The 26,807-nt window shown below is 70.9% G+C and carries 21 protein-coding genes, 1 tRNA gene and 2 pseudogenes; 15 read left to right on the top strand and 9 right to left on the bottom strand.

The genetic code is table 11. The features are described from left to right. Positions 1–10: 10 nt before the first annotated feature. A complete protein-coding gene (locus ACFXOA_RS17745; protein WP_385028668.1) occupies positions 11–571 on the bottom strand; it encodes a hypothetical protein in 561 nt (186 codons plus the stop codon). Between the two features lie 78 nt (positions 572–649). On the opposite strand from ACFXOA_RS17745, the gene ACFXOA_RS17740 reads away from it, so the two are divergent. From ACFXOA_RS17740 to ACFXOA_RS17695, 10 genes and pseudogenes are all read left to right on the top strand, one after another. Next, positions 650–1,360, top strand: coding sequence for a response regulator transcription factor (locus ACFXOA_RS17740; RefSeq protein WP_385028665.1), 711 nt, complete (start codon positions 650–652; stop codon positions 1,358–1,360). After that, complete coding sequence (locus tag ACFXOA_RS17735; protein ID WP_385028662.1) at positions 1,357–2,808, top strand: sensor histidine kinase; 1,452 nt, start codon at positions 1,357–1,359, stop codon at positions 2,806–2,808. The genes ACFXOA_RS17740 and ACFXOA_RS17735 overlap by 4 nt, the downstream gene beginning before the upstream one ends. Positions 2,809–2,939: 131 nt before the next feature. Continuing rightward, complete coding sequence (locus ACFXOA_RS17730; RefSeq protein WP_385028659.1) at positions 2,940–4,421, top strand: cellulose binding domain-containing protein; 1,482 nt, start codon at positions 2,940–2,942, stop codon at positions 4,419–4,421. 698 nt (positions 4,422–5,119) lie between these two features. After that, positions 5,120–6,442: an ABC transporter substrate-binding protein gene (locus ACFXOA_RS17725; protein WP_385028656.1), complete on the top strand. Its 1,323-nt coding sequence runs from the start codon at positions 5,120–5,122 to the stop codon at positions 6,440–6,442. Between the two features lie 166 nt (positions 6,443–6,608). Beyond that, a complete protein-coding gene (locus ACFXOA_RS17720) occupies positions 6,609–7,607 on the top strand; it encodes a carbohydrate ABC transporter permease (protein ID WP_385028653.1) in 999 nt (332 codons plus the stop codon). A gap of 15 nt (positions 7,608–7,622) precedes the next feature. Beyond that, on the top strand, positions 7,623–8,549 hold the full coding sequence (locus tag ACFXOA_RS17715) for a carbohydrate ABC transporter permease (RefSeq protein ID WP_385028650.1): 927 nt from the start codon (positions 7,623–7,625) through the stop codon (positions 8,547–8,549). A 187-nt stretch (positions 8,550–8,736) separates the two neighbouring features. Then, complete coding sequence (locus ACFXOA_RS17710) at positions 8,737–10,194, top strand: GH1 family beta-glucosidase (RefSeq protein WP_385028647.1); 1,458 nt, start codon at positions 8,737–8,739, stop codon at positions 10,192–10,194. A 219-nt stretch (positions 10,195–10,413) separates the two neighbouring features. Next, the gene (locus ACFXOA_RS17705; protein WP_385028644.1) at positions 10,414–11,460 is read left to right on the top strand and encodes a LacI family DNA-binding transcriptional regulator; all 1,047 of its coding nucleotides are present in this window, start codon (positions 10,414–10,416) and stop codon (positions 11,458–11,460) included. Between the two features lie 76 nt (positions 11,461–11,536). After that, positions 11,537–11,755 (top strand): annotated as a pseudogene (locus tag ACFXOA_RS17700) (TerD family protein); the annotation flags it as partial. A 195-nt stretch (positions 11,756–11,950) separates the two neighbouring features. Then, positions 11,951–12,079, top strand: a pseudogene (locus ACFXOA_RS17695) (IS256 family transposase); the annotation flags it as partial. A 160-nt stretch (positions 12,080–12,239) separates the two neighbouring features. Here ACFXOA_RS17695 and ACFXOA_RS17690 read toward each other — a convergent pair. Next, a complete protein-coding gene (locus ACFXOA_RS17690) occupies positions 12,240–12,851 on the bottom strand; it encodes a TetR/AcrR family transcriptional regulator (RefSeq protein ID WP_385028641.1) in 612 nt (203 codons plus the stop codon). A 162-nt stretch (positions 12,852–13,013) separates the two neighbouring features. On the opposite strand from ACFXOA_RS17690, the gene ACFXOA_RS17685 reads away from it, so the two are divergent. Further along, on the top strand, positions 13,014–13,760 hold the full coding sequence (locus tag ACFXOA_RS17685; protein ID WP_385028638.1) for an SDR family oxidoreductase: 747 nt from the start codon (positions 13,014–13,016) through the stop codon (positions 13,758–13,760). Between the two features lie 184 nt (positions 13,761–13,944). Here ACFXOA_RS17685 and ACFXOA_RS17680 read toward each other — a convergent pair whose 3' ends face one another. Then, positions 13,945–14,538 (bottom strand): hypothetical protein, encoded by a 594-nt coding sequence (locus tag ACFXOA_RS17680; protein WP_385028635.1) that lies wholly within the window; start codon positions 14,536–14,538, stop codon positions 13,945–13,947. A 429-nt stretch (positions 14,539–14,967) separates the two neighbouring features. Between ACFXOA_RS17680 and ACFXOA_RS17675 the strand changes: the two genes are divergently transcribed. After that, positions 14,968–17,010: a sensor histidine kinase gene (locus tag ACFXOA_RS17675; protein ID WP_385028632.1), complete on the top strand. Its 2,043-nt coding sequence runs from the start codon at positions 14,968–14,970 to the stop codon at positions 17,008–17,010. A gap of 25 nt (positions 17,011–17,035) precedes the next feature. On the opposite strand, the gene ACFXOA_RS17670 is transcribed toward ACFXOA_RS17675, so the two are convergent. Beyond that, a complete protein-coding gene (locus ACFXOA_RS17670; RefSeq protein WP_385028629.1) occupies positions 17,036–17,644 on the bottom strand; it encodes a DNA-binding response regulator in 609 nt (202 codons plus the stop codon). 119 nt (positions 17,645–17,763) lie between these two features. Here ACFXOA_RS17670 and ACFXOA_RS17665 point away from each other — a divergent pair, with 119 nt between their 5' ends. Together ACFXOA_RS17665 and ACFXOA_RS17660 are read left to right on the top strand one after the other, a co-directional pair. Continuing rightward, entirely contained in the window at positions 17,764–18,495 is a 732-nt protein-coding gene (locus ACFXOA_RS17665) for an ABC transporter ATP-binding protein (protein ID WP_385028626.1), read from the top strand. Beyond that, positions 18,486–20,924, top strand: coding sequence for an FtsX-like permease family protein (locus ACFXOA_RS17660; protein WP_385028623.1), 2,439 nt, complete (start codon positions 18,486–18,488; stop codon positions 20,922–20,924). Before ACFXOA_RS17665 ends, ACFXOA_RS17660 begins: the two co-directional genes overlap by 10 nt. A 156-nt stretch (positions 20,925–21,080) precedes the next feature. Here ACFXOA_RS17660 and ACFXOA_RS17655 read toward each other — a convergent pair. The 3 genes from ACFXOA_RS17655 to ACFXOA_RS17645 all read right to left on the bottom strand — a co-directional run bounded on the left by ACFXOA_RS17655 (position 21,081) and on the right by ACFXOA_RS17645 (position 23,127). Beyond that, positions 21,081–21,153: transfer RNA gene (locus ACFXOA_RS17655), tRNA-His, on the bottom strand. 125 nt (positions 21,154–21,278) lie between these two features. Continuing rightward, the gene (gene orn / locus ACFXOA_RS17650; RefSeq protein WP_385028621.1) at positions 21,279–21,884 is read right to left on the bottom strand and encodes an oligoribonuclease; all 606 of its coding nucleotides are present in this window, start codon (positions 21,882–21,884) and stop codon (positions 21,279–21,281) included. Positions 21,885–21,894: 10 nt separating this feature from the next. After that, positions 21,895–23,127, bottom strand: coding sequence for a helix-turn-helix domain-containing protein (locus ACFXOA_RS17645; RefSeq protein ID WP_385028618.1), 1,233 nt, complete (start codon positions 23,125–23,127; stop codon positions 21,895–21,897). 824 nt (positions 23,128–23,951) lie between these two features. On the opposite strand from ACFXOA_RS17645, the gene ACFXOA_RS17640 reads away from it, so the two are divergent. After that, entirely contained in the window at positions 23,952–24,473 is a 522-nt protein-coding gene (locus tag ACFXOA_RS17640; protein ID WP_385028615.1) for a universal stress protein, read from the top strand. Between the two features lie 72 nt (positions 24,474–24,545). Here ACFXOA_RS17640 and glmS read toward each other — a convergent pair whose 3' ends face one another. Together glmS and ACFXOA_RS17630 are read right to left on the bottom strand one after the other, a co-directional pair. Continuing rightward, positions 24,546–26,375: a glutamine--fructose-6-phosphate transaminase (isomerizing) gene (gene glmS, locus ACFXOA_RS17635; RefSeq protein ID WP_385028612.1), complete on the bottom strand. Its 1,830-nt coding sequence runs from the start codon at positions 26,373–26,375 to the stop codon at positions 24,546–24,548. Between the two features lie 55 nt (positions 26,376–26,430). Next, complete coding sequence (locus tag ACFXOA_RS17630; protein WP_385028609.1) at positions 26,431–26,706, bottom strand: hypothetical protein; 276 nt, start codon at positions 26,704–26,706, stop codon at positions 26,431–26,433. Positions 26,707–26,807: the final 101 nt, after the last annotated feature.

The raw sequence follows: 26,807 nt of genomic DNA, 5'->3' as shown, positions 1-26,807 counted from the left end.
GCGGACCGGCCTACTGCTCCACGGTCTCGACCATCGGCGGATGGCCGTTCCAGGTGCAGAAGACGGAGACCGTGGAGCCCGCCCCGTCGCCGAAGTCCACCCGGATCCACTCCGGTTCGGTCCACACCTGCATCGACCAGCCGGGCTCGGGAGTCGCCGAGACGAGCTTCGCCGAGTCGTCCGCGAGCTCCAGGACGACCCTCCCGCCGCGCGTCGGATAGCTCTTCACATCGTCCGCCGCCGCCCGTGGAGCCGAAGGCTCCGGCCGGCTCGGACGTGTGGCCGCGGGCCGGGACGAAGGGCGCCGGGAAGGCGCGGACGAAGGTGAGGGCGAGGGCGTGTCCGCGGGAGCCGGAGAGCCCGCCGACGGCGTCGGCCGCGCCCGGTGCGTCGACGACGACACCGGCACGTCCGTCTCCTGCCCGCCGCGCGCCCCCACCGAGATCGGCACGGCACGAGGCGGGTCGTACGCCGTCCCGGACATGACGGTGTGCACGCCCCACCAGGAGAGGGTGACCGCCGCCCCCGTCGCGAGCGACCAGGCGATCACGTGTACGAGTCCTCGTTGCATCGGGCACATCCTGCACCACGGGGCAGGGGTTCGTCCCGGAGGGGACCGGGTTCCTCCGGATGGGCTACGGTGCCGCCCATGCCTAGTGTGCTCGTGGTCGAGGACGACCAGTTCGTACGTTCCGCCCTCATCCGGCACCTGACCGAGGCCTCGCACACGGTACGGAGCGTCGGCACCGCCCTCGAAGCACTGCGCGAGGTCGCCCACCACCGCTTCGACGTCGTCGTCCTCGACCTCGGGCTCCCGGACCTCGACGGCGCCGAGGCGCTCAAGATGCTGCGGTCCATCACCGACGTGCCCGTGATCATCGCGACCGCGCGGGACGACGAGGCCGAGATCGTCCGGCTGCTCAACGACGGCGCGGACGACTACCTCACCAAGCCCTTCTCCGTGGAGCACCTCTCCGCCCGCATCGCGGCCGTCCTGCGGCGCACCCGGGGGCCGGGGGCCCAGGCACCGCCGCCGCGCGTCCTCCAGGTCGGCGGTCTCTCCATCGACCCGCTGCGCCGGCAGGCCGAACTGGACGGCACCGCACTGGACCTGACCCGCCGCGAATTCGACCTGCTCGCCTTCCTGGCGGGCCGCCCCGGCGTCGTCGTCCCGCGTCGTGAACTGCTGGCCGAGGTGTGGCAGCAGGCATACGGGGACGACCAGACCATCGACGTCCACCTCTCCTGGTTGCGCCGCAAGCTGGGCGAGACGGCGGCCCGGCCGCGCTATCTCCACACCTTGCGCGGAGTCGGCGTCAAACTGGAACCACCGGCCGGTGCACCGGGGCAGCCCGCATGAGATGGGCCCTGGTCAGGGTCTGCCTGGCCGTGACGGCCATGGTCGTGATCGCGTTCGCCGTGCCTCTCGGACTCGTCGTCAGGGAGATGGCCCGCGACCGGGCCTTCACCGACGCCGAACGGCAGGCGGCCACCATCGGCCCCACCCTCACCATCACCACCGACCGCGCGGAACTGACCAAGGCCGCCCTCTCCACCGAGCCCGGTGGCCGAGGACGGCTCGCGGTGCACGTCCCCGCCCTCGAACCCGGCGGCACCCCGCTGGAGATCGGCGTCCGGCGCGCCACCGCGGAGGACGTGGAGACCGTACGGGTCTCCGGGCGCGCCTCCATCGCCGAGGTCGGAGGAGGTTCGGTGCTGCTGCAGCCCACCGCGTTCGGATCCGGAGGCATCGCCGTCGTCGAGGTGTTCGTGCCCGAGGACGAGGTCTCCAACGGTGTCGGGACGGCCTGGCTGGTCCTCGCCGGCGTCGGGATCGCACTGATCGTCGGCTCGGTGGCCGTCGCCGACCGGCTCGGCGTACGCATGGTGGAGCCCGCCCAGCGGCTCGCGGGTGCCGCCCACGACCTGGGCGAGGGCAGGCTGGGGACCAGGGTCCCCGAGGCCGGGCCCACCGAACTCCGCTCCGCGGCCGTCGCGTTCAACTCCATGGCGGACCAGGTGGTGCGGCTGCTGGCCAACGAGCGCGAGCTCGCGGCCGACCTCTCCCACCGGCTGCGTACCCCGCTGACCGTCCTGCGCCTCAACGCCGCGTCGCTGGGGGAGGGCCCGGCGGCGGAGCAGACCAGGGCGGCCGTGCAGCAGCTGGAGCACGAGGTCGACACGATCATCAGGACGGCCAGGCAGCAGCGCCCGCAGACGCAGGGCGGGCCTCCGGGCGCGGGCGCCGGATGCGACGCCTGCGAAGTCATCCGGGAGAGGATGGCGTTCTGGTCGGCTCTCGCCGAGGACGAGGGTCGCACGGTGCGCCTGGCGGGGGTGGACCGCACGGTCCGGATACCCGTCGCGAGGACCGAACTGGCCGCGGCCCTGGACGCGTTGCTCGGCAATGTCTTCCGGCACACCCCGGAGGGCACCTCCTTCGCGGTCGACGTCCACCACGCCGGTGACGCCGTGCTCGTGCTGGTCTCGGACGCCGGGCCCGGCATACCCGATCCGGAATCCGCGCTGGCTCGGGGCGCCAGCGGACGCGGGGGAGCGGCCGGCGCGGTGGGATCGACCGGGCTGGGCCTCGACATCGTCCGAAGGGTCGCCGAGTCCACCGGCGGCGACCTGCGGATCGGCCGCTCGGTGCTCGGGGGCACCGAGGTGCGCATCCGGATCGGCCTCGACGGCGGACCGGCCGCGCGGGCGGGCCGGGGGCACCGCCTGGGCCGGCGCACCGGAGGGCGTGGAACGCGGGGGAGCCGGACGCGGGGACACGAGTTCCGGAGGGCTCAGGGGGCCTGATCTTTAACCGGTGCCGATGCCCTCCTTAAGCCAGTCCTAAGAACTCCGGCGCAGGTCCGATCCGTCTCTTTCGCCCGGTCGGCGGGGGCTAGCGTGCAGACGCCACCCCCCGCCGGACAGAGGAAGACGCGATGGGCACCAGCACGCACCGCCGCACGACGAGCACCCGCACGAAGGCGATCGGAGCCCTCGTCGCCGCCGCCGTCGTGGGCGGCACGGTATTCGCGCTCACCGGCACGGCCCAGGCCGCGGCCGTCGGCGCCACGTACACCAGGGCGAGCGGCTGGGACGGGGGATACACCGGGCAGTACGTCGTCTCCAACGACAGCGCGACGGTCCGGTCGGGATGGACCCTCGAGTTCGACCTGCCGGCCGGGACGAGGATCGACTCCCTCTGGAACGGTGAACACACCGTGAGCGGTCGCCATGTCACCGTGAAGCCCCTCGGCTGGAACAAGGACATCGCCCCCGGCGCCTCCGTGACGGTCGGCTTCGTCACCACCTCCACCGGCGAGGCAGCCGATCCGGAGAACTGCCGCATCAACGACGCCGCCTGCTCGGCGGACGGCGGTGCCGCACCCGAACCCAGCGGCCGCCCCACCGGGGCGCCGACGCCCACGTCCACCCCGACGCCCACGCCCACCCCGACGCCCACGCCCACCCCGACGCCCACGGCCGAGCCGTCCGGGACACCCGGGGGAGGCAGCGGCGGCACCACGGGGGTAGCCCGGTTCGCCCCGTACGTCGACACCTCGCTGTATCCGGCGTACGACCTCCTGGACACCGCGTCCAGGACGGGCGTCAAGGAGTTCACCCTCGCCTTCGTCACCTCCGGCGGCGACTGCGCCCCGCTCTGGGGAGGGGTCACCGGGCTCGCCGACGACAAGGTGGCCGCCCAGATCCCCGCGCTGCGCGCCGAGGGAGGCGACGTGCGGGTCTCGTTCGGCGGGGCCGCCGGTGCCGAACTCGCGCTGAACTGCGCCTCGGCCACGGAGCTCGCCGAGGCGTACGGCAAGGTCGTCGACGCGTACGGGCTGACCAAGGTGGACTTCGACATCGAGGGCGGGGCGCTGCCCGACACCGGGGCCAACACCCGTCGCTCGCAGGCGATCGCCCGGCTCCAGGAGGAGCACCCCGGGCTCGACGTCTCCTTCACGCTGCCCGTCATGCCGGAGGGGCTCACCCAGCCGGGCGTGGACCTGATCGCCGACGCGGCGGAGCACGGTGTGGACATCGGGGCGGTCAACGTCATGGCGATGGACTACGGGCCCTCCTACAGCGGGGACATGGGCGACTACGCCGTGCAGGCCGCCACGGCCACGCAGGCCCAGATCAAGGGTGTCCTCGGGCTTTCGGACGCCGCGGCCTGGAAGACGGTGGCCCTCACCCCGATGATCGGCGTGAACGACGTGGCCTCGGAGATCTTCACGGTCGAGGACGCCGGCCAACTGGTCGGGTTCGCCCGGGAGAAGGGCATCGGCCGGCTGGCGATGTGGTCGGGCACCCGCGACGCGCCGTGCCCGGGAGGCGCGAAGCCGTCCGCCGACCCGACGTGCAGCTCGATCGTCCAGGAACCCCTGGCCTTCACCAAGGCGTTCGGCGCCTTGGGGTAGCCGTACCGGCCCGCACGCCGGGCACCCGACCACCACCCCGAACCGCGCGCTCCGGCCGGCCCCACATCCCCCCACACCCGGCCGGGGCGCGCGCCCCGTTCCCCGTCCTCAGCGGTGCGCCGGACGCCTCGCGCACGACGCCTCCGCCACCGGGCGGGGCTTCGTCACGCTCCGTTCCTGAGTCAAGTTCGGGGAAAGAACGCGGAATCGCCTCGCGGCCCCTCTGTGCGGCCTCCCTGGCCTCCGGCCCGTTCATCTTCCGGTGGGCGTGATCCACCCCGCCACCCCCGCACGCACCGTCCGGATCTCGGCGGTCACCGGAGCGCGCCGGTCCGGGCGGACCGGGTTCCCGGCGGGGCGAAATCACCTCCAACGGCCCCTGACCTGCGGTTACTCCGGTGGCCTTCCATGGCCGATGCAGGACGTGCCGGTTAACACAAGCCCTGTGCCGGACACGGTCGCGTGACTTGCAGGACACACTCGGGCAACGGAAGCGTCTTCAACTCTTGACACCCACCCCCTTGAGGCAGCAATCTTCCGGCATCAGCGCATGGGAGCGCTCCCATATCGAACGAGGTTTTTCGCTCGTACGGGGACGGCACGGCCCATGTCCTCTCCGTACCACCGGGACCCGCACCCACAGTGCGACTACCGAGCAGATAGAACGCCAGTCCCACCCTGGAACAAGGAGTAGTGGAATGCGCATCACCCGCACCGTCGCAGGTCGAAGCCGCAGAACCGCCGTCATAGCCACCACCGGCCTCACGGCCGCCGCCCTGCTGCTGACCGGCTGCAGCGACTCGGGTTCCGAGTCCGACGGGGCCGACGCGGACGGCAACATCACCCTGACCGTCGCCGACTTCGGGCAGTTCGGTTACAAGGAGGCGGGGCTCTTCGCGAAGTACCACGAGCTCCACCCGAACATCACGGTCAAGGAAAACGTCACGGCCGACGAGAAGGTCTACTACCCCAAGTTCCTCCAGCAGCTCAACACGGGCAGCGGTCTGGCCGACGTGCAGGGCATCGAGGTCGGCCGCGCCAAGGAGCTCGTCGACACCAAGGCGGACGCCTTCGTCGACCTCGCCAAGGTCATCGACCCCGACCAGTGGGTGAACTGGAAGGCGCTGCAGGCGACCACGGACCAGGGCAAGGTCATCGGCGCCGGCACCGACATCGGCCCGATGTCGATCTGCTACCGCCGCGACCTGTTCGAGCAGGCCGGTCTGCCGACCGAGCGCGACGAGGTCGCCGCCAAGTACGCCGGCGGCTGGGAGGACTACCTCAAGCTCGGTGAGGAGTACGCGAAGAAGGCCCCGAAGGGCACCTTCTTCATGGACTCCGCCAGCGCCATGTACAACGGCGTGGTCAGCTCCGACGAGGAGCAGTACTACGCCAAGGACGGCAAGCCGATCTACAAGGAGAGCGCCGGCGTCAAGGCGGGCTGGAAGCTCGCCACCGAGGCCGTCGACAAGAAGCTGACCCAGGGCCTCGCCCAGTTCAGCCCGCCGTGGCAGGCGGCCCTGCGCAAGGGCAGCGTCGCGACCGTGGCCTGCCCCGCCTGGATGGCGGCGCAGATCTCCACCTACGCCGGTGACGCGTTCAAGGGCAAGTGGGACATCGCCAAGACCCCGGGTGACACCGCGGCCAACTGGGGCGGTTCCTTCCTCTCCGTGCCCGCCAAGGGCAAGCACGTCAAGGAGGCCGGTGAGCTCGTCAAGTGGCTGACCGCCCCCGAGCAGCAGGCCGCCGTCTTCAAGGCCGTCGGTGTCTTCCCGTCGAACAAGGGCGCCTACGAGCTCCCCGACGTGAAGGCCGCCAAGCTCGAGTACTTCAACAACGCCCCCATCGGTGAGATCTACGCCGAAGAGGCCCAGATCATCCCCGCGGCCGTGCTCGGCCCGAAGGACGGCATCATCAAGGACACCATCTCCACCCAGATCAACAACATGGAGCAGCGAGGCACCGCCCCGGACAAGGCGTGGAACGACGCCACCGAGGCCATCGACAAGGTGATCGGCTGATCCTCGCCGGTGCGGGCCGCCGGGGCGTCTTCCACACGCCCCGGCCGGCCCGCACCGGTGCCGGTTCCCCCCAGGCACCGCGCACCTTTTCCGACACCCGCCGGCCCCGACCGAGGCCCGGCCTGACCCTGTGGTGTCGGCACACCCCAGGGAAGGACTCCCACCTGTGGCAACCACCACCCCCACCCGGGGCGCACACGGCTCGAAGCCCAGCCGCCGCGCCCCGAAGCCCCTGTCTCCCGGCCGTCAGGCCTGGCGCAGCCGGCTGTGGCGATTCGACGACAAGGCTTCTCCTTACGCCTACATCGCCCCCTTCTTCCTCGTCTTCGGGGCCTTCGGGCTCTACCCGCTGATCTACACCGGCTGGATCGCCCTCCACCGCGTGGAGATGACCAACCTCGACCAGATGGAATGGGTCGGCTGGGAGAACTTCAGCAACATCCTCCAGGACTCCGAGTTCTGGACCGCGGTCTCCAACACGTTCGTCATCGGCGTCATCTCGACCGTGCCGCAGCTGATGATGGCGCTCGGCCTGGCGCACCTGCTGAACTACAAGCTGCGGGCCAGCACCTTCTGGCGCACCGTGATCCTCACCCCGTACGCCACCTCGGTCGCCTCCGCCGCCCTGGTCTTCGCCCTGGTGTTCCGTGCCGACGGCGGCCTCCTGAACTGGGTCCTCGGCTTCTTCGGAGCAGGTGAGACGAACTGGGCGAACGGCCACTGGACGTCCAACATCGCCATCGCGGTCATCGTGATCTGGCGCTGGACCGGCTACAACACCCTGATCTACCTGGCCGCCATGCAGGCCGTCCCGTCCGACCTCTACGAGGCCGCCTCGCTCGACGGAGCCTCCCGCTGGCAGCAGTTCCGCAACGTGACGATCCCCGCGCTCCGGCCGACGATCCTCTTCACGATCGTCATCTCGACCATCGGGTCCATGCAGCTCTTCGGTGAGCCGCTGCTCCTCGAGGGCGGACAGATCGGGGCGCAGGGCGGTACGGAGAACCAGTACGAGACGCTCAGCATCTACCTCTACAACTACGGCTGGAACCTCGGACACCTCGGTCCGGCCGCCGCGGTGGCCTGGGCCATGCTCGTGCTGCTGCTGCTCATTGCCGCGATCAACTGGCTCGTCGGGCGCCTCGGGCGCAAGACCGCGGCCTGACGGGGAGCGATAACCATGACCACCACCAGCCCCATCACCGCTCCGGACCACCGTCGCGTCACCAAGTCGGCCGTCCGTGACCAGCCGCCGGCCCGCCGCCGCCGTTTCCAGCCCGGTGCCGGACGCCAGCACCACGCAGGCCCGTTCGCCTACTTCGCCCTCGTCGTGGTCGGTATCGGCTCGCTGTTCCCGCTGTACTGGACCCTCGTGGCCGCGTCCCGTACGCAGGACGAGGTACTGGACACGACGCCGCCGCTCATCCCCGGCGGCAATCTGTTCAACAACCTCCAGGCGGCCTGGGAGCAGGCCAACCTCGGCAAGGCGATCGTCAACACGCTCATCGTCTCCGCCAGCATCACCCTGGCGACCCTGTTCTTCTGCACCCTGGCCGGCTACGCCTTCGCCAAGATGCGCTTCAAGGGCCGCAACGTCCTGATGACCATGGTCATCGCGACCCTGACCATCCCCCCGCAGCTGAGCGTTGTACCGCTCTTCATGATGATGTCCGACATCGGCTGGGGCGGTCAGCTGGAGTCGGTGATCTTCCCGACCCTGGTCAGCGCGTTCGGTGTGTTCTTCATGCGCCAGTACCTCATCGAGGCGCTGCCGTACGAACTCATCGAGGCCGGCCGCATGGACGGCGCGAACAACCTACGCATCGTCTGGAGCATCGTGCTCCCCGTCGCCCGCCCGGCGATGATGGTGCTCGGCATGCTCACCTTCGTGCAGGCCTGGAACGACTTCTTCTGGCCCTACCTCGCGCTGAACCAGCAGAACCCCACGCTCCAGGTGGCCCTCGGGCAGCTGAGCGCGTCCTACGTGCCCGACCAGAGCATCGTGATGGCCGGCGCGCTGATCAGCACCCTCCCGCTGCTCGTCGTCTTCGTGATCTTCGGCAAGCAGATCGTCGGGGGAATCATGTCCGGCGCCGTGAAGGGCTGACCCCGGACCGCCGCGACCCCCGGTCCGAACCCGGCTGCGCGGTACCCGGCCCCACTCCGGCCCGCCCGTCCCTCCCCCGGTCCGGCCTCCGGCCGTTCCGTACGGCCTGTACCTGACCACAGGCCGTACGGGGCCGGGGCCCCCGCACTTCCCGTCCTTGTCCCTCCACCCATGGGAGCGCTCCCGCATGACTGCCGTACGACCCGACACCACCCCGAAGCAGGCGCCCGGGGTCCAGTTCCCCACTGACTTCATCTGGGGAGCGGCGACCGCCTCCTACCAGGTCGAGGGCGCCGCCGCAGAGGACGGCCGCACACCGTCCATCTGGGACACCTTCAGCCGCACCCCCGGCAAGGTCCGCAACGGGGACACCGGCGACATCGCCGCCGACCACTACCACCGCTACCGCGACGACGTCGCGCTCATGAAGCAGCTCGGGCTGAAGGCCTACCGCTTCTCCGTCTCCTGGTCCCGGGTCCAGCCCACGGGCCGCGGACCGGCCGTCGAGCGGGGCCTGGACTTCTACCGCAAGCTCGTCGACGAGCTGCTCGACGCCGGCATCATGCCCGTGGCGACCCTCTACCACTGGGACCTGCCCCAGGAGCTCGAGGACGCCGGCGGCTGGCCCGAGCGCGTCACCGCCGACCGCTTCGCCGACTACGCCGCCATCGTCTCCGGCGCCCTCGGCGACCGCGTCGGCATGTGGACCACCCTCAACGAGCCGTGGTGCTCGGCCTACCTCGGCTACGGCTCAGGGGTGCACGCCCCCGGCCGCACCGAGCCCGCGGCGGCGCTGCAGGCGGCCCACCACCTCAACCTCGCCCATGGCCGGGCGATCGAGGTACTGCGCGCCCAACTCCCCGCTGCTGCGCAGACCTCGGTCACCCTCAATCTCCACCAGGTACGTCCGCTCACCGGCAGCGAGGCCGACGCGGACGCCGCCCGCCGCATCGACGCCGTCGGCAACCGGGTCTTCACCGGCCCGATGCTGCGCGGGGAGTACCCCGAGGACCTGATCACCGACACCTCGCACCTGGTGGACTGGTCGAAGCTGGTCAAGGACGGCGACCTCGCCACCATCTCCCGTCCCGTCGACGCACTCGGCATCAACTACTACACGCCGACCCTCGTCTCCACCCCGGTCGACGGCGCCGACTACGCGCGCAGCGACGCTCACGGTGCCAGCGACCACTCCCCGTGGCCCGGTTCCGAGCACGTCGCCTTCCACCTCGCCGAGGGGAAGGAGCGCACCGCCATGGACTGGTCGATCGACCCCGACGGGCTCTACAACCTGCTCATGGACGTCACCCGCGACCACCCGGGCCTGCCGCTGATGGTCACCGAGAACGGCGCCGCCTTCGACGACTACGTCTCGCCCGAGGGCAAGGTCCAGGACCCCGAGCGGGTCGCCTACCTCCACGGCCACCTCGACGCCGTCCAGCGGGCCCTCGCCGACGGCGCCGACGTGCGCGGCTACTTCCTCTGGTCGCTGATGGACAACTTCGAGTGGGCGTACGGCTACGGCAGGCGCTTCGGTGCCGTCTACGTCGACTACGCCACCCAGCGCCGCATCCCCAAGTCGAGTGCCCACTGGTACTCCGACGTGATCCGCCGCAACGCACTGCCCGCGGAGGGCACCGTCTGACCTGTTCGTACGAGGAGCGGGACCCGGCACACGCCGGGTCCCGCTTTTTTCTGCTGCCCGCCTCACCGTCCCGGGGCCTCGGCCCGTACGCTTGGGAGCGCTCCCAAAAATATATGGCGTTCATGGAGCCGGTAGGCCGGACGGGCGTCGAGGGATCGGACGGCGGGACTTGGCCTGGCCGAGGCGCTGTGAGAAATTGACCGCGAACGGGAGGCAGCCATGGCGGCAGCACGAGTACGGAGTGGCGGGCGGCCCACGCTCGAAGAGGTGGCGGCCCGGGCAGGGGTGGGGCGGGGCACGGCCTCGCGCGTCATCAACGGTTCGCCGAGGGTCAGCGCGCAGACCAGGGAGGCCGTCGAGGCCGCCGTGGCCGAGCTGGGGTACGTGCCCAACCGTGCGGCGAGGGCGCTCGCGGGCAACCGTACGGACGCCATCGCCCTCGTCGTCCCCGAGTCCGAGACCCGGTTCTTCGCCGAGCCCTACTTCTCCGACATCGTGCGGGGTGTCGGCGCGGCCCTCGCCGACACCGAGATGCAGCTCCTGCTGACCCTCGCGGGCAACGACCGCGAGCGGCGCAGGCTGGCCCAGTACCTGACCGCCCATCGTGTCGACGGCGTCATCCTGGTGTCCGTCCACGCCGACGACCCGCTCCCGGACCTGCTGGAGCAGCTCGGAATGCCCTCGGTGATCAGCGGCCGCAGGCACGCCACGGAGACGCTCCCCTCCGTCGACTCCGACAACTTCGAGGGCGCCCGCTCGGCCGTCGACCACTTCATCGCGCGCGGGCGCCGCTCCATCGCCACGATCACCGGCCGGCTCGACGTCTACGGCGCCCAGCGCCGTCTCGACGGCTACCGCAAGGCGGTCGCCGCGGCAGGGCTCGACCCCGACGAACGGCTGATCGCGCCCGCCGACTTCAGCGAGGAGGGCGGCGCACGCGCCATGCGCGAGCTGCTGGAGCGCCGCCCGGACGTGGACGCGGTCTTCGCCGCCTCGGACGTCATGGCCGCCGGTGCCCGCCAGGTCCTGCGTGAGTCCGGCCGGCGCATCCCGGACGACGTCGCCCTGATCGGCTTCGACGACTCCGCCGTGGCCCGGCACATGGACCCGCCCCTCACGAGCGTGCGCCAGCCGATCGAGGAGATGGGCCGCACCATGACCCGGGTCCTCCTCCAGGAGATCGCCCACCGCTCCTCGGGCGACACCGCCCGCGAACGCCCGAGGATCGTCCTGCCGACGGAGCTGGTGGTGCGGGAGTCGTCCTGAGCCGCGCTGGGGCCCGCAGCCCGCATGAGTGACCGGTGGGCCGCCCGGCGTGGCTTCGGCAGGGTTTCCCCCGGCCCGGCACCGCCCCGTGCCCAGGGGGCTCGCGACGGGCGCGGAGATCGTGGGCTTCCGTCTCTCACTGTTCAAGGGAATGGGCAACGGGCGCGGCAGTGCCGAATCCGGTTTCATCCGCAGCGTGGACGAGGCGGTGGACCGCTTCCACGCCCTGGTGGTCGCTCAACTGGACCCGCGTGGAGCGCGCCGTGCCGGGGGAAGGGCGGATACCGCCCGCTGACTCGCCCGCGGCCTCCAGGAGCGTCCGGTGGTGGCCTGAAGATGCGAGAGGACGGCCCCGCCGCGTCGGGGGAATGCGCGGCGGGGCCGTCCTGTCGGGTGCCCGGCACCGGTCGGTCCATGCGGTCCGACCGGAACTGTGTCGGGCGTCACGGCTGCGGGGCGCGTCACGGGCGGGTGGGTGAAGCCCTGCGCGCCCTTCCTCTCCTGCGACGTCGAGGTGCGCGAGGCCGTCTGCTCGACGAACGCGATCGAGAGCCTCGACGCGCGGACAAGCCAGGCCGTTCGCGGCCCGGGGCGCCTCCCTTCGGAGGCCGAGGCCTTGTCAACTGGGCCTCAACAACCAGGATCAGCCGTTGAAATGCCACACCTCCGTCCGGCGTGGTCGGGGCGTGGGCGGTGTCGCCGTTCGAGGCTCCGTAACCGTGGATGCCGGGTCGCGCGGGGCCTCGGCGCCGGCGTACGTGCCAACCCGTGAGCCGACGTCACCGCAGCAGCGAGTCCGCGAGGGCCGTGGCGGTGGCGTCGTCGAGGGGTGCGTGGCCGAGCAGGAAGCGGTACCAGAAGACCCCGTAGATCTGGTCGACCATCAAGTCGAGGTCCCGTCCGGGCTCCAGTTGGCCGCGCTCCCGCCCCCGCTCCAGTACCGCCCGCAGGGCGGCGCGGCGGGACTCGGTGAACTCACGCATGAGCGCGGCCAGTTGGGGGTCGCGCGCCGCCTCCAGGGCCAGTGTTCGCAGCGCCGGGCCCACGGGGGGCCGCTGAGCCCCGGCGAAGGTGTCGGCGACCATCGTCCGGAGGTCACCCTGCAGGTTCCCGCGGTCCGGTGCGGGGACGGTCTGCTGGGCGCGTTCCGCCAGGGCCTCCAGGAGCACGGCACCCTTCGAGGGCCACCAGCGGTAGAGCGTCTGCTTGCCGACCCCGGCCGCCCGCGCGATGGTCTCGACGGTCACAGGGTCCCCGTCGCTTTCGCCGAGCAGCCGCAGCGCGGCGTCGAGGATGGCCCGTCGGGCCGCTTCATTGCGCCGGCGCCCGGTGTGCGGTCGCGCACCACCCATGCCCGCGTCCGCGTCCTTGTCCGCTTCCGGCTGACCCATGGGACACATCCTTTCCGAGTTCCTGGACTCGAACCACTTGACGAGACCGGCAGTCTCGATAAGACTCATCTTACCGAGACCAGTGGTCTCGTCAAAGCTCGCGGAAGACCGAAGGCAAGGCATGAACGACAACCGCGCACAACGCTTACGGAGGACGCCATCATGACCACGGACCACACACCCGCCCCCCGCGTCGTCGTCATGGGCGGCAGCTCCGGTATCGGCGAGGCCACAGCGGCGCTCTTCGCCGCGACAGGGGCGGAGGTGACGATCACCGGGCGTTCGCAGGCCCGCTTGGACGAGGCGGCGACCCGTATCGGCGGCAAGACGCTCACCCATCGGATGGATGCCACGTCACAGGAGGACATCGCGGAGTTCTTCGCCGTGTCCGGCCCCATCGACCATCTGGTCATCGCGGTCAGCGGCGCCGCGGGCAGCGGTCCCTTCGCGGAACTGGACCTCGCGGACCTCGCCACGGGCTTCGACGCTAAGTTCTGGCCCCAGGTCCGCATCCTCCAGGCCGCGCTCCCGCGCCTCGACCGCCGGCACGGCTCCGTCACTCTGATCACGGCCGCCTCTGCTCGCGCCGCCTTCCCGGGCACGTCCGGCCTCGCCGCGATCAACGGCGCCCTCGAGGCGATGGTTCCGCCCCTCGCAGTCGAACTGGCCCCTCTACGGGTCAACGCTGTCTCTCCCGGCGTGGTCGACACCCCGTGGTGGGACCGCGTCCCGGTGGAGCAACGCACGGCACTCTTCGACGGCCTCGCGAAGACGACCCCGGCGGGCCGGGTCGGCCGCGCCACCGACGTGGCGGGGGCTATCCACTCACTGGCGACGAACGGATTCATCACCGGAGTCGTACTCGACTGCACGGGCGGCGCGAACCTCCCGATGGGCAACCAGGCGTAGGGCGTTCGGTAACCGGGACATGTGCGCCGCATCGCACGTGTCCCGGGGTCCCGGCGACACGCGGCCCTTTCCCGCACGGGGGCCGACCGGCACCCGTCCGCGTACGGGACGGCCGAAGCTCCGGGGGAGCGGGAGATCGACCTCCCGCCTCAACAGGGCGGAGGCCGCACTTGGTGGACGCCGCTCAACGGCTCACTCCCGAGGAGCCGTCGCGTTCGGTGGACGGTTCCGCGCCCAGGTAGTCGAGGGCCGCGCGGGCGAATCCCGGGGCGGTACGCGGGCACTGCCAGCGGGCCAGGACCTCGGGCCCCGAAAGGTTCGCGGGTTCGGCCTTCCCGTCGAACTCGTCCACATGGTCTTCCGGAAGCAGATCCTCCGGAAGCAGGTCGTCGAGAGCCTGGTCCACCGGGGAACTCAGTACCTCCAGGTAGGCGGGAAGGCGCTCGATCACGTCGTCCACGTCGGCCTCGTAGGGATGCCATCCGTGCGCGCACATTCCGCCGTCGTCGCGCCGCACGACCCGGCTCAGTACGGCAACGACCTCGTCCTCGACTCCCGGCCCGGGGGAGCCGAATGCCACGTAGGGGGCGAGCGTCAGCAGACCCAGCGTCCAGAACAGGACGGGATCGCTGTCCGACCCGGGCGTCGTCGTATCGAGTCGACGGGCGCAGGCACGCACCGTGCCGTCCTTGTCCCCGGCGTGATACCCGTGCCTGAGCTCATCCCAACTGCCGTGTACAGAACGCCAGTCATCGGGCAGCGTCATGAACGTCGACATGCCTTGGTGCTCCCTTCGCGAGGTCCCGGCTCCGGGACGCCGATGGATCGACACGGGTGTGCGCCGACACCCGAGGACCGGGCACGGCACCCGGCCCGGCGGAGCCGCGTCGAGCGGGCGCGCCAGGGCTACGTCCCTCCGTGCTGCACTCCACCCAAACCTCATTCTGTCGCGTCGGCGAGACGCCGGACGGTGCGGTGCCGCATGCCGAGCCGACGCCGGATCGTGCATCGGCTGCGCCCGGCCTCGACCAGGACAGGGTCGTGGCGTGCCGGGGTCCGGTGGGATCCGCGAGTGGCTGCCGGCTACTCACGGCGCCGGCCACGATTCCGATCCGTCAGCCACGGTGGGTGGTCGAGCCGGCGGTGCCGGACAACCAGGACATGGCGCCGACGTAGGATGCGCTGGGTCGTTGGGGGCGGGGGCGCTGTGACGAGATCTGCAAGGGCGAGCACGGTGGCCGTGCTGGCCGCCTTCGCGTCCATCTACGTGCTCGCGGGCTCCGTCGTGGCCGTCCTCGTGTTCGGGCTGCAACTCCCGCACGCGCTGGGCCGGTACCGGGGCCGACGGCTGCTGCTCGCACAGGCGTGCGCCGGCTACGGTGCGGTGCTGGGCTCCGGGGCGTCCGTGGGAATTCTGGGATTCCTCGGTGGTTCGCTGCTGCTGTGCCGTCGTCCCTGGCCGCTGATGGCTCTGCCGGTCGTGGCGAGCGCGGTGTTTCTCGGCTCCGCGGACGAAGCCATCAGCATGGTTCTGATCAGCCTGGTGGTGTACGGGCTGACCACGCTCACCGTTCGAGCCGAGGAGGCGGATGCCGCGCGTGTCGGCGGTGTGGTGTCGGCCGTCGCCGAGGAGCGGCTGCAGATGTCCGTCGAACTCGGTGACGGTCTGGGACGCGGTCTCGCCGAGATCGGGACCGGCGCGCGGGCCGTGCTGGACCGCCCCGACCGCGCTGCTGCAGTGCTCGCCGAGGTCACCGATTCGGCACGGGCCTGCCTCGCGTCCGCCCGGCAGTCGGCAGCGTCGTACAGAGCCATGTCGCTCGCCCCGGAACTGACAACCGCTCGCGCCTTGCTGGAGGCCGCGGGTATCGAGGTGGACGTGCTCACCGGCCATGCGGAGCCGTTGGGTTCCTCCGGCGCTCTGCTGGCTCACGTCTTGCGTGAGGCGGTGACCGGTGTGGTGCGCCGGGGTGCCACCGCATGCCGTATCGAGACCTGGGCGGGGCATGGGCGGGTGGGGTTGCGCGTCGTCAGCGACTCCGTGCGGACAGCCGATGACGAGATCCTGGGGGACATACCACTCCGTGTGGCCGAGGCCGGGGGCAGTGTGAGGACCGGGCTGACCCCGGAGGGCCGGTACTTCACCGAGGCGGTCCTTCCTGGAGCGGTCTCCGGCGTGCCGGAGCCCGGGAACGACGGCTGGGCGTACCGGCTGTCGATCGTCCTGCTCGCGGTCGTCCTCACCGGGTTCTGTGTCAAGTCGCTGCTGATGCTTGATGCGCCTCGGCTGATGCTGCCCGCGGCGAGTGTGTTCGCGCTGATCGTGTACCTCCAGATGTCTTCGGTGCACGGGCGCCACCCTTACAAGCTGACGGTGATGACGCTGCTCGCCTTCGTTCCCGTGCCGGTGTTCGGCCAGGCCTGGCTGGGTGTTCCCGGATTCGTGGTGGGACCTCTGCTGCTCGCTCTGCCCTGGCGGCTGGCGTGGCCGTCGGTGGTCGCCGTGTCCGGAGCCGTGGCCTGGATGGCGGTGCGCCTCGGGCTTTCGACGGGAGCCGTAGTCAACTTCACGGTGTCGTGCGTGGTGACGGGCCTGGTGGTGCACGGGCTGCTGCGGCAGGCGCAGATCATCAGGGAGCTGCACCGGGACCAGGGTCGCCAGGTGCGGGCCGCTCTGGTCGAGGAGCGGCTGCGAGCAGCCCGTGACCTGCACGATCTGTTGGGGCACAGCCTGGCGGCCATTCTCCTCAAGTGCGAACTGGCCCGTCGGCTGCCGTGGGAGCGTGCGCGGGTGGAACTGGCCGACGTGGTAGCCATGACGGCGCGTGGGGAAGCGGATCTGCGGTCGGCTTCGGGCGGGGAGGTGTGGATGGCGCTGGCTTCGGAGGCGGAGTCGGCGAAGGCGGTGCTGAACGCGGCCGAGATCGAGGTGAAGGTGTGCCTGCGGCACGGTGTGTTGCCCCCGGCAGCGGAGACAGTGCTGAGCGCCGGGTTACGCGAGGCGGTGACGAACGTCCTGCGGCACAGCTCCGCCGCGCTCTGCGAGATCAGTACGGAGTGCACGGACGGGGCCACTGTGCTGCGGGTCCGCAACGACGGGGCGTCCGGCCTCGGCGGTCGGCCCGGATCGTCCGGAATCGGGAACCTGACGACGCGTCTGGCTGCTCGGGGCGGCACGTTGAGCGCTGGGGCGGCGGACGGCTGGTTCACGCTGGAAGCGAGGCTTCCGGCCGCCGCGGATCGTGAGTGAGGTGCGATGCGGGGCATCTCGTCCGTCAGATCCAGCCTGCCTCCGAGGCGATGCGGGCTGCGTCCGTGCGGTTGCGTGCGTTGAGTTTCGCGACGATCGCGGTGAGGTAGTTGCGTACGGTGCCGGCTGAGAGGTGCAGCTGGGCGGCGGCCTCGGTGGCCTCCGCGCCTGCCGCCACCAGACGGAGCACGGCTGCCTCACGGGCGGTGAGAGGGTTGTCGGCCAGATCCCAGGCGGTGACCGCCAGCGAGGGGTCGAGTACCCGTTCGCCGCCCGCGACCTTGCGGACGGCGGTCAGGAGTTCGTCGGGTGGTGCGGTCTTCAGGACGAACCCGTGGACCTGGGCGGCGAGCGCCCTGCGCAAGTGCCCGGGTTTGCCGTACGCGGTGAGCATGAGGAGCCGGCAGCCGGGGACCTGCGCTGTGATGCGGGCCGCAGCGTCCAGGCCGTCCATGTCGCCGGGCATGTCGATGTCGAGCACCGCCACGTCGGGCTGGTGGACCATGGCCTTGGCGAGGGCGGTGGCGCCCGTGTCGGCTTCCGCGACGATGTCGATGTCGTCCTCCATGCCGAGCAGCATGGCAAGCGCGGTGCGGATCACGTGCTGGTCTTCGGCCAGCAGTACGCGGATCACCTTCGGACCTCTCCTCGGCGGGGCGTGACGGGCGGCAGTGTCCGGATCATGACGAGATCATGGTAGATCCCGGACGTCGTCCATGGTGGTGATCCCCGCAGGTCAGCAGAGTTGAACCCATGACGAACGCAGTGCAGTTGGAGGCCGTGAGCAAGGTCTACGGCAAGGGGCAGGGCGCGGTGGCCGCTCTGCGTGAGGTGTCTGTACGGATCCCCGCGGGTTCGTTCACGGCCGTGATGGGACCGTCAGGGTCGGGCAAGAGTACGTTTCTGCACTGTGCGGCCGGGCTCGACACCCCGTCGTCGGGGTCGGTGCGGCTCGGCGACACGGAGCTCGCCGGTATGGACGAGACGAGGCTGACGAAACTGCGGCGCCGCCGGGTCGGGTTCGTCTTCCAGTCGTTCAATCTCGTCCCGTCGCTGAACGTGCTGGAGAACATCACTCTGCCGATGCGACTGGCCAAGAACCGCGTGGAGCGTGAATGGCTGGACGAGATCGTGGTGCGGGTCGGCCTCACGGGCCGCGTGGAACATCGTCCCGCTCAGCTTTCCGGCGGTCAGCAGCAGCGTGTGGCGATCGCGCGGGCGCTCGTCACCCGGCCCGAAGTGGTCTTCGGTGACGAGCCGACCGGTGCGCTGGACACGGTGACCGCCCGGGAGGTGCTGACCCTGCTGCGCGGCGTGACCGATGCGATGGGGCAGACGGTCGTGATGGTGACGCACGACCCGATGGCGGCCTCGTACGCGGACACCGTGCTGTTCCTGGCCGACGGCCGGATCGTGGACGCGATGACGGAACCGACCGCGGACCGGGTGGCCGAGCGGATGACGCGACTGGGGGCATGGACATGATGGCGGGTTTCGCTCTGAAGACGCTGCGGCACCGAAAGGCAGCGTTCGTGGGTGCGTTCGTCACCCTGCTGTGCGCCGCGGCGCTGGTCACGGGCTGCGGGATGCTGCTGGAGACCGGGATGCGGGGCAAGGTGGCACCCGAGCGGTACGCGGGCGCACCGGTCGTCGTCGCGGGTGATCAGTATGTGCACCAGACCACCGTCAAGAAGAAGGGCAAGAAGAAGCACAAGGCGAAGCAGATCGCCGAGCGGCGCTGGATCTCCGCCTCGCTGGCGGACGAGTTGCGCAAGCTGCCAGGCGTCCAGGAGGTTGTCGCCGAGGTGACGTTTCCGGTTCATGGGAGCGGCGGGCGTGAGGCGCTGGGCCATGGATGGGATTCCGCGGTCCTCACACCGTTCACGCTGGCCGCCGGCCGGGCCCCGAGAGCCGACGACGAGGTCGTCGTCGACGCCGCGTCCGGGCTGCGCGTGGGTTCGCGACTCGAGGCGCAGACTCCGGCGGGCCCCGGTTCGTACCGGGTCGTGGGGGTGACACGGCAGCACCTGAGCAGTCAGCGCACGGTGTTCTTCTCCCCGGCGCGGGCCGCCCTGCTGGCCGGGCGGCCCGGGCAGGTCACGGCGTTCGGGGTCTTCCCTCGGGTGAACGTCTCGAAGATCGAGCGGTCCGGCGAGGTGGTCGCGTACTCGGGCGAGGAGCGGGGCAAGGCCGAGTTCTTCGACGCGGAGCAGGCACGGATCAAGCTGATCAGTCTGGGCGGCGCGCTGGGCGGGACGGCGCTGCTGGTGGCTGTGCTCGTGGTGGTCGGCACGTTCGCCCTGTCCGTGCAGCAGCGGCAGCGGGAGATCGCGCTGCTGCGGGCCGTCGCGGCGACACCGAAGCAGCTGCGCAGACTGCTGGGCGGCGAGGCGCTGCTGGTCGCCGCCGTTGCCTCGGTGTGCGGAGCGGGGGCCGGGCTGGGGGTCGGATTCTGGCTGCGGTCGAAGTTCGTGGAGCTGGGGGCGATGCCGGAGCAGTTGCAGCTGGTCGTGAGCCCGTTCCCGGCGGTGGCCGCTGTGCTGGCCACGCTGGTGGCGTCGTGGGCCGCGGCACGTCTGTCGGCCCGGCGGGCGGCGCGGATCCGGCCGGTCGAGGCGCTCGGTGAAGCGGCGATGCCGACCGCCCGGCTGCCCTGGTCACGGCTGCTGGCGGGGGTCCTGGTGACGGCAGGGGCCGTGACGCTGACGATCGTCCTGTCCACTCTGACGACCGAGGCGGCATCGGGGCCCCTGACCATGGTCACCGCTCTGCTGTGGACCGTGTCGGTCTCCGTACTGGGACCGCTGGTGGTGCGGGCGGCTGTGGCACTGCTCGGGGTGGCACTGCGGGCCTCGCGGACGAGCGGTTACCTCGCTGCCGCGAATCTGCGGGCGCGGGCGCGCCGGCTCGCTTCGGTGGTGGCGCCGCTGACCCTGATGATCGGAGTGAGCTGCACGATCCTGTTCGTGCCGACGACGACGGGGCACGCCTCGCGGGCGGAGGCCGAGGCGGGCAACCGTGCGGACTTCGTGCTTGGCCCGCATGTCCCTTCCGTGTCGGCGGCAAGGCTGCGGGAGCGGGCCGGGGTCGAGGCGGTGACCGAGGTACTGCACACGTCGGTGCGTGTGGGGCTGACGAAGTACGGGGCGCAGGGAGTGACCCGGCAGGGCCTGACCCGGACGTCGGACCTCGGCGTGACCTCTGGATCGTTGGACGAGCTCGGCCCGGACACGGTCGCCGTGAGCGAGAACGCGGCCCGCCGGCTGGATGTCGCCGTCGGCGACGAGGTGAGCCTGACCCTCGGAGACGGCACCCCGGTCCGGATGCGGGTGATCGCCGCGTACGCACGGGGCCTCGGATTCGGTGACCTGACCCTGGATCACGGGCTCATGGCGCGCCACGTGGACGATCCGACAGGCACGCTGCTCGTCGCCGCGCCGAAGCTGAGCCGTGAGGACCTGACGGCGGCCGTGCCGGGAGCCTCGGTCCTCGACCGGGCAGAGGCAGTCGAGGCGGCAGCCCCGGACTCGGAGGTCAACTACGTGGCCATGGGGCTGATCATCGCCTTCACCGCGATCGCCGTGGTCAACACCCTCGCGATGTCGATCAGCGACCGCACTCGCGAGCTGGCGCTGCTGCGGCTGGTGGGCGCCACACGACGGCAGGTCCTGCGGATGCTGCGCATGGAGACCCTGACGGCACTGGTCATCGCCGCTGTGCTCGGTACGGCCCTGTCGGTGATCACCCTGACGGCGTTCAGCAGCGGGATGACGGGGGCCGCCCCCTACATTCCCCCGGCCACCTATGCGGCGGTCCTCGCCGTGGCGGCCGGTCTGGCCATGGCGGCCACGGTGCTGCCGGCCCGTGTGGCGTTGCGCCGGCACGCGGCGGAGGCGGTAGCCGGAGGCGAGTGAGCTGAAGGGCGGCCCGTCGCTCTGCCCCACGTCGTCGGGGGGGTGGGCAGATCGACGGGTTCAGCACGACGGAGGTGTTCGGGTCGATGCAGCCCGTGCTCTGGCGACAAAAAGCCCCTGACCTGCGCTTCCGCAGGTCAGGGGCTTCCCTGAAAGGGTGAGTAACGGGACTTGAACCCGCGACATCCTGGACCACAACCAGGTGCTCTACCATCTGAGCTATACCCACCAAGTCGCCCGGTCTTTTTCCTGACCGGCCGAGAAAAAGTGTACAGGGTCCGGGAGGGTGCTCGCGCACGCGTTTCCCGGGCGCGGTGCACGGGCCCCGAGGGGCCCGTGACCAGGGGGTGTCCGCTACTGCCCCGTAGGGGCCGAGTGGCGGGCCGCGATCTCCTTGGCGTGCGCGGAGTCCGGGCCGGGCTGCGGCACGAAGACCGCGTCCCGGTAGTACCGCAGCTCCGTGATGGAGTCGCGGATGTCGGCCAGCGCCCGGTGGTTGCCGTTCTTCTCCGGACTGTTGAAGTACGCCCTCGGGTACCAGCGGCGCGCCAGCTCCTTGACCGAGGACACATCGACGATCCGGTAGTGGAGGTAACCCTCCAGGGAAGGCATGTCCCGCGCGAGGAAGCCCCGGTCGGTACCGACCGAGTTCCCGCACAGCGGGGCCTTGCCCGGCTCCTTCACGTGCTCGCGGATGTACGCCAGGACCCGCTCCTCGGCATCGGCCAGGGTCGTGCCCCCGGCCAGCTCGTCGAGGAGGCCCGAGGCGGTGTGCATCTGCCGCACCACCTCGGGCATGGTCTCCAGGGCCGCGTCCGGCGGGCGGATCACGATGTCCACCCCTTCACCGAGCACGTTCAGTTCCGAGTCGGTGACCAGCGCGGCCACCTCGATGAGTGCGTCGTCCGTCAGCGAGAGCCCGGTCATCTCGCAGTCGATCCACACCATGCGGTCGTTCATGCGCCCCACCCTACGGGGCGCTGCGCTGCCCCGGCAGGGTCGGGCGCCCCGGAACATACGCCTCGGAGCCCGCCGCGAGCCGGTCCGTGTGGCCGCCCGGAACGGCCGACGCGGTGACCGGTGAGGGCCCGGGGGAGGACGCCGCCGCCGCACGCCGGCTCGACGGCGTGCCCTGGGTGGGCACGGACGTCTCCAGCACAGCCGTGACGCTCTCCAGCCCCGCCCCCTGCGGGCGGCGGGCCCGGTAGGCGGCCCGGTACGCGGCGGGGGACGAGCCCAGCTGGCGGCGGAAGTGCCCGCGCAGCGCGACCGGCGACCGGAAGCCGCAGCGTCCCGCCACCTCGTCGACCGAGTAGTCCGAGGTCTCCAGCAGCCGCTGTGCCTGCAGGACACGCTGGGTGATGAGCCACTGGAGCGGCGCGCTGCCGGTGAGCGAACGGAACCTGCGGTCGAAGGTCCGCCTGCTCATGTAGGCGCGCGCCGCCAGCGTCTCCACGTCGAACTGCTCGTGGAGATGCTCCAGCGCCCAGGCCACGACCTCCGCGAGCGGGTCGGAGCCGATCTCCTCCGGTAAAGACCTGTCCAGGTAGCGCTCCTGCCCCCCACTGCGCCGCGGCGGCACGACGAGCCGGCGCGCCAGTGCCCCGGCCGCCTCCGTGCCGTGGTCGGTGCGGACTATGTGGAGGCACAGGTCGATTCCGGCCGCTGTGCCGGCCGAGGTGAGCACGTCTCCGTCGTCCACGAAGAGCTCACGCGGATCGACGTGCACCGACGGGTAGCGCTTGGCGAGCGTCGGCGCGTACATCCAGTGGGTGGTGGCCGGGCGGCCGTCCAGCAGTCCGGCCGCGGCGAGGACGAAGGCGCCCGTGCAGAGACCGACGATGCGGGCACCCTCCTCGTGGGCGCGGCGCAGCGCGTCCAGTGCCTCCGCGGGCGGCGGAGAGGTGATGGACCGCCAGGCGGGCACCACCACGGTGCCGGCCCTGCTGATCGCCTCCAGGCCGTAGGGTGCGCTGAGTTCGAGCCCGCCCGTGGTGCGCAGCGGGCCCTCCTCGCCCCCGCAGACCAGCAGCCGGTAGCGGGGAACGCCCGCGTCCTGCCGGTCGATTCCGAAAACCGAGAGCGGAATGGAGCTCTCGAAGATAGGGCCGCCGCTGAACAGCAGTACGGCTACGACTTCCCGCCGTCGCCGCCCGGTCAGCTTCCGTGCAGCCTCCGTCGCGGTGGCGGAGTCCTGGCTCATGACGCTAAGCCCCCCTCGGTGTTCGCGTCTTCCTGGTCCCTACGGGCCTGTCGCTCCTGCACGTTTCCCCTCGGTCTCGCACGCGTCCCCAGTCCTCGACACTCATGATCGAATCTACTGCGTCCCGTGACGCCGACGTGACACGTTCCCCCACCGGCACTATGTCGACAAGGCAACTTGGCGCGAAGCGTTCGATCACGAAGGGTTTCACCCGCGGGCGCCGCAGGGAAGTGCGCGTCGCGATCATGGCCCGTCCCCATAGGGTCAAAGCGTACCGCGCGGTCTATTCCTGCCTGGTGGCATGCGGGTTGAGCGGCCGTGACGCCAAGGGGACGGGGGGTGAATGAAGTTGGCTGAAAACCGACGGTCGCGTGCGCACATTCAAGTCATACGACCGGCGTGCGCCCCGTGAGCCCACAAGCTTCCACGCGCCTCAGATGCCCCTGACGAGCGTCCGGACTCCGGTGATGGACGGCGCGCGACGACCCGCTGGCGGTGTGTGACCGCCTCGGGCCCGGCGGGCGGGTGGCGGATTCGGCCGTCTTGCGGCGGGCCGGCGGAGGCGGCGGTCCGGAGCCGTCCCCTCCGGACCGGTGGGGGCACCAGCTGGATGTACGACGCAACCGGCATTGCCATGAGGGGCGGCGTCCGGCATGCTCCCTCCATCACCGGAGGCGCCGTGCGAAGGCTGGGCAGTTGAGGAGTGGCGCCGTACCCTTGGGGGTAAGGGGTTGGGAAGATGTTTCCCGGACACAGCTTCGCCGCACACAGGTACACCTCCAAACCGCTCCCTCCTCACGAGGACTCTCTTCGCCGAGACACCGATGGCCGGTCACGAAATCCCTGAACCCGCAGACCGCAAGCAGGTAGCCGACCCCGGGTCGGAACCGCTGACGGTCGGAGAGTCGCGCCCTTCCTGCGATCCAGCCTTCCGGCATGGCGTCGTGGTCGGCTTCGACGGCTCCATGTCAAGCGAGCGAGCTCTCGCCTACGCGATCGGCATGGCCCACCGCCACGGTGCCGGTCTGATCATCGTCCATGTGGCCAACCGCCTGCCGACAACGGTCTGGGCCGGCTGCGAGCCGCCGGTCTTCGTCGACGTACCCGACCACCGCACCGAGGTCCTCGGCCTGGAGCTGGCGTGCGCCGACTACCTCGCCGAGGTGCCCTGGGTGCTCGTGGAGCGCGGCGGCGACATCTGCCACGAGCTGGAGGAGGTCGGCCGGGAGTACTCGGCCGACGCCATCGTGGTCGGTTCGACGCACGGCATCGTCGGCCGCATCTTCGGATCCGTGGCCGGCCGTCTGGCGCGTCGCGCCCAGCGCCCGGTCATCGTCATCCCCTGAACCGCGAAAGACCCCTGACGAGGCGTCAGGGGTCTTTCGCGCGGCCGTCCGCGCGGACGGGGAGGGGTGCGGCTACTCCACGGTGACGGACTTCGCCAGGTTGCGCGGCTTGTCGATGTCGCGGCCCATGGCGAGCGCCGTGTGGTAGGCGAGCAGCTGCAGCGGGATGCCCATCAGGATCGGGTCCAGCTCGTTCTCGTTCTTCGGGACGACGATCGTGTGGTCGGCCCTCTCCTGCTCACGGTGCGCGACGGCGAGGATGCGTCCGCTGCGCGCCTTGATCTCCTCCAGCGCGGCCCGGTTCTTCTCCAGCAGGTCGTCGTCGGGGACGATCGCCACGGTCGGCAGGGCGGGCTCGATGAGGGCGAGAGGGCCGTGCTTGAGCTCGGAGGCGGGGTACGCCTCGGCGTGGATGTACGAGATCTCCTTGAGCTTCAGGGAGGCCTCCAGCGCGACCGGGTAGCCCCGGACGCGCCCGATGAACATCATCGACTGGGCGCCCGCGTACTCCTCGGCGAGCTTCTTGATCTCGCCCTCGGACTCCAGGATCTCGCTGATCTGGGCGGGAAGCCTGCGCAGCCCCTCGATGATCCGCTTGCCGTCGGAGACCGACAGGTCGCGGATGCGGCCCAGGTGCAGGGCGAGCAGGGCGAACGCGACGACCGTGTTGGTGAAGCACTTGGTGGAGACGACGCAGACCTCGGGGCCGGCGTGGACGTACATCCCGCCGTCCGCCTCGCGGGCGATGGCCGAGCCGACGACGTTCACGACGCCCAGGACGCGTGCGCCCTTGCGCTTGAGCTCCTGCACCGCCGCCAGCACGTCGTAGGTCTCGCCGGACTGCGAGACGGCGACGTACAGGGTGTCGGGGTCGACGACCGGGTTGCGGTAGCGGAACTCGGACGCGGGCTCCGCGTCCGCGGGGATGCGGGCCAGCTCCTCGATGAGGCCGGCGCCGATCAGCCCCGCGTGGTACGAGGTGCCGCAGCCGAGGATCTTGATCCGGCGCACACCGCGGGCCTCGCGGGCGTCCAGGTTGAGGCCGCCGAGGTGCACGGTGGAGAAACGGTCGTCGATCCGGCCGCGCAGCACCCGGTCCACGGCGTCGGCCTGCTCGGAGATCTCCTTGTGCATGTACGTGTCGTGGCCGCCCATGTCGTACGACTCGGCCTCCCACTCCACGGTGGTCGGCGTGGCCGTCGTGGTCGAGCCCTCGGTGGTGTACGTGCGGAAGTCGTCGGCCTTCAGGGTGGCCATCTCGCCGTCGTCCAGCGTGACGATCTGGCGGGTGTGCGCGACCAGGGCGGCCACGTCCGAGGCGACGAACATCTCCTTCTCGCCGATGCCGAGCACGACGGGCGAGCCGTTGCGGGCGACGACGATGCGGTCGTTGAAGTCGGCGTGCAGCACGGCGACGCCGTACGTGCCCTCGACGAGCTTCAGCGCGTCGCGGACCTTCTCCTCCAGGGTGAGCGCCTGCGAGCGGGCGATCAGGTGGACCAGGACCTCGGTGTCGGTCTCGGAGAGGAACGCGACGCCGTCCGCGACCAGCTTGGCGCGGAGCTCCGCGGCGTTGTCGATGATCCCGTTGTGGACGACGGCTACCTTGCCCTCCGCGTCCAGGTGCGGGTGGGCGTTCTCGTCGCTGGGGGCGCCGTGGGTCGCCCAGCGGGTGTGGGCGATGCCGGTCGTGCCCGCGAAACGCTTGGGGACCCGGGCCTCCAGGTCGCGGACCCGCCCCTTGGCCTTGACGGTCCTCAGGGCGCCCGGCTTGCCCGCCGCAGCCTTGCCCGTGATGACGATGCCCGCGGAGTCGTAACCCCGGTACTCCAGCCGCTGCAGTCCTTCCAGCAGCAGCGGAGCCACGTCACGCCTGCCGATGTATCCGACGATCCCGCACATAGAGTCTCTGCCCCTCCGACGACGTACAAGTGTCCCGTGTGCCCGTCCGCACGGCTCAGCCGTAGACGATGCGGCGCAGCTGGCGGAGCGAGAGCTCCTGCGGCGCGACCGCGCGGTGCGGCAGCTCGGCCGCGATCCGCTCGAAGATCTCCGTGTTGACCAGGCCGCCCGCCTGCAGTTCGCGGTGGCGGCGCCGGACGAAGGCCTCGGCCGTCTCGTCGAAGTACGCCAGCACGTCCAGGACCACCCGGGCGGCTTCCCCGCGCTGGAGCGTGGTGGAGCGCACGAGGTGGTCGATCAGGTCGTCATGCGGCTGGCGGCGTTCGAGCACCCGTCGATACTGCGTGGGCGGCGTGGGTTACGCAAGAAATCTGCCCGATTTCGGGCAGGATCCCAGCGTGGCTGGGTTGATATGGCGGAATTGTCGCGAAT

Source organism: Streptomyces sp. NPDC059166 (assembly GCF_042755185.1).
GTDB lineage: Bacteria > Actinomycetota > Actinomycetes > Streptomycetales > Streptomycetaceae > Streptomyces.
Note: the sequence above shows the minus strand (reverse complement) of the source record. Positions and strands in the feature narration are given on the sequence as shown.

Coding starts and splice junctions, on each gene's coding strand:
- ACFXOA_RS17745 (WP_385028668.1), bottom strand. CDS start 571: ATGCAACGAGGACTCGTACACGTGATCGCCTGGTCGCTCGCGACGGGG.
- ACFXOA_RS17740 (WP_385028665.1), top strand. CDS start 650: ATGCCTAGTGTGCTCGTGGTCGAGGACGACCAGTTCGTACGTTCCGCC.
- ACFXOA_RS17735 (WP_385028662.1), top strand. CDS start 1,357: ATGAGATGGGCCCTGGTCAGGGTCTGCCTGGCCGTGACGGCCATGGTC.
- ACFXOA_RS17730 (WP_385028659.1), top strand. CDS start 2,940: ATGGGCACCAGCACGCACCGCCGCACGACGAGCACCCGCACGAAGGCG.
- ACFXOA_RS17725 (WP_385028656.1), top strand. CDS start 5,120: ATGCGCATCACCCGCACCGTCGCAGGTCGAAGCCGCAGAACCGCCGTC.
- ACFXOA_RS17715 (WP_385028650.1), top strand. CDS start 7,623: ATGACCACCACCAGCCCCATCACCGCTCCGGACCACCGTCGCGTCACC.
- ACFXOA_RS17710 (WP_385028647.1), top strand. CDS start 8,737: ATGACTGCCGTACGACCCGACACCACCCCGAAGCAGGCGCCCGGGGTC.
- ACFXOA_RS17705 (WP_385028644.1), top strand. CDS start 10,414: ATGGCGGCAGCACGAGTACGGAGTGGCGGGCGGCCCACGCTCGAAGAG.
- ACFXOA_RS17690 (WP_385028641.1), bottom strand. CDS start 12,851: ATGGGTCAGCCGGAAGCGGACAAGGACGCGGACGCGGGCATGGGTGGT.
- ACFXOA_RS17685 (WP_385028638.1), top strand. CDS start 13,014: ATGACCACGGACCACACACCCGCCCCCCGCGTCGTCGTCATGGGCGGC.
- ACFXOA_RS17680 (WP_385028635.1), bottom strand. CDS start 14,538: ATGTCGACGTTCATGACGCTGCCCGATGACTGGCGTTCTGTACACGGC.
- ACFXOA_RS17665 (WP_385028626.1), top strand. CDS start 17,764: ATGACGAACGCAGTGCAGTTGGAGGCCGTGAGCAAGGTCTACGGCAAG.
- ACFXOA_RS17660 (WP_385028623.1), top strand. CDS start 18,486: ATGGACATGATGGCGGGTTTCGCTCTGAAGACGCTGCGGCACCGAAAG.
- orn (WP_385028621.1), bottom strand. CDS start 21,884: ATGAACGACCGCATGGTGTGGATCGACTGCGAGATGACCGGGCTCTCG.
- ACFXOA_RS17645 (WP_385028618.1), bottom strand. CDS start 23,127: ATGAGCCAGGACTCCGCCACCGCGACGGAGGCTGCACGGAAGCTGACC.
- ACFXOA_RS17640 (WP_385028615.1), top strand. CDS start 23,952: ATGGCCGGTCACGAAATCCCTGAACCCGCAGACCGCAAGCAGGTAGCC.
- glmS (WP_385028612.1), bottom strand. CDS start 26,375: ATGTGCGGGATCGTCGGATACATCGGCAGGCGTGACGTGGCTCCGCTG.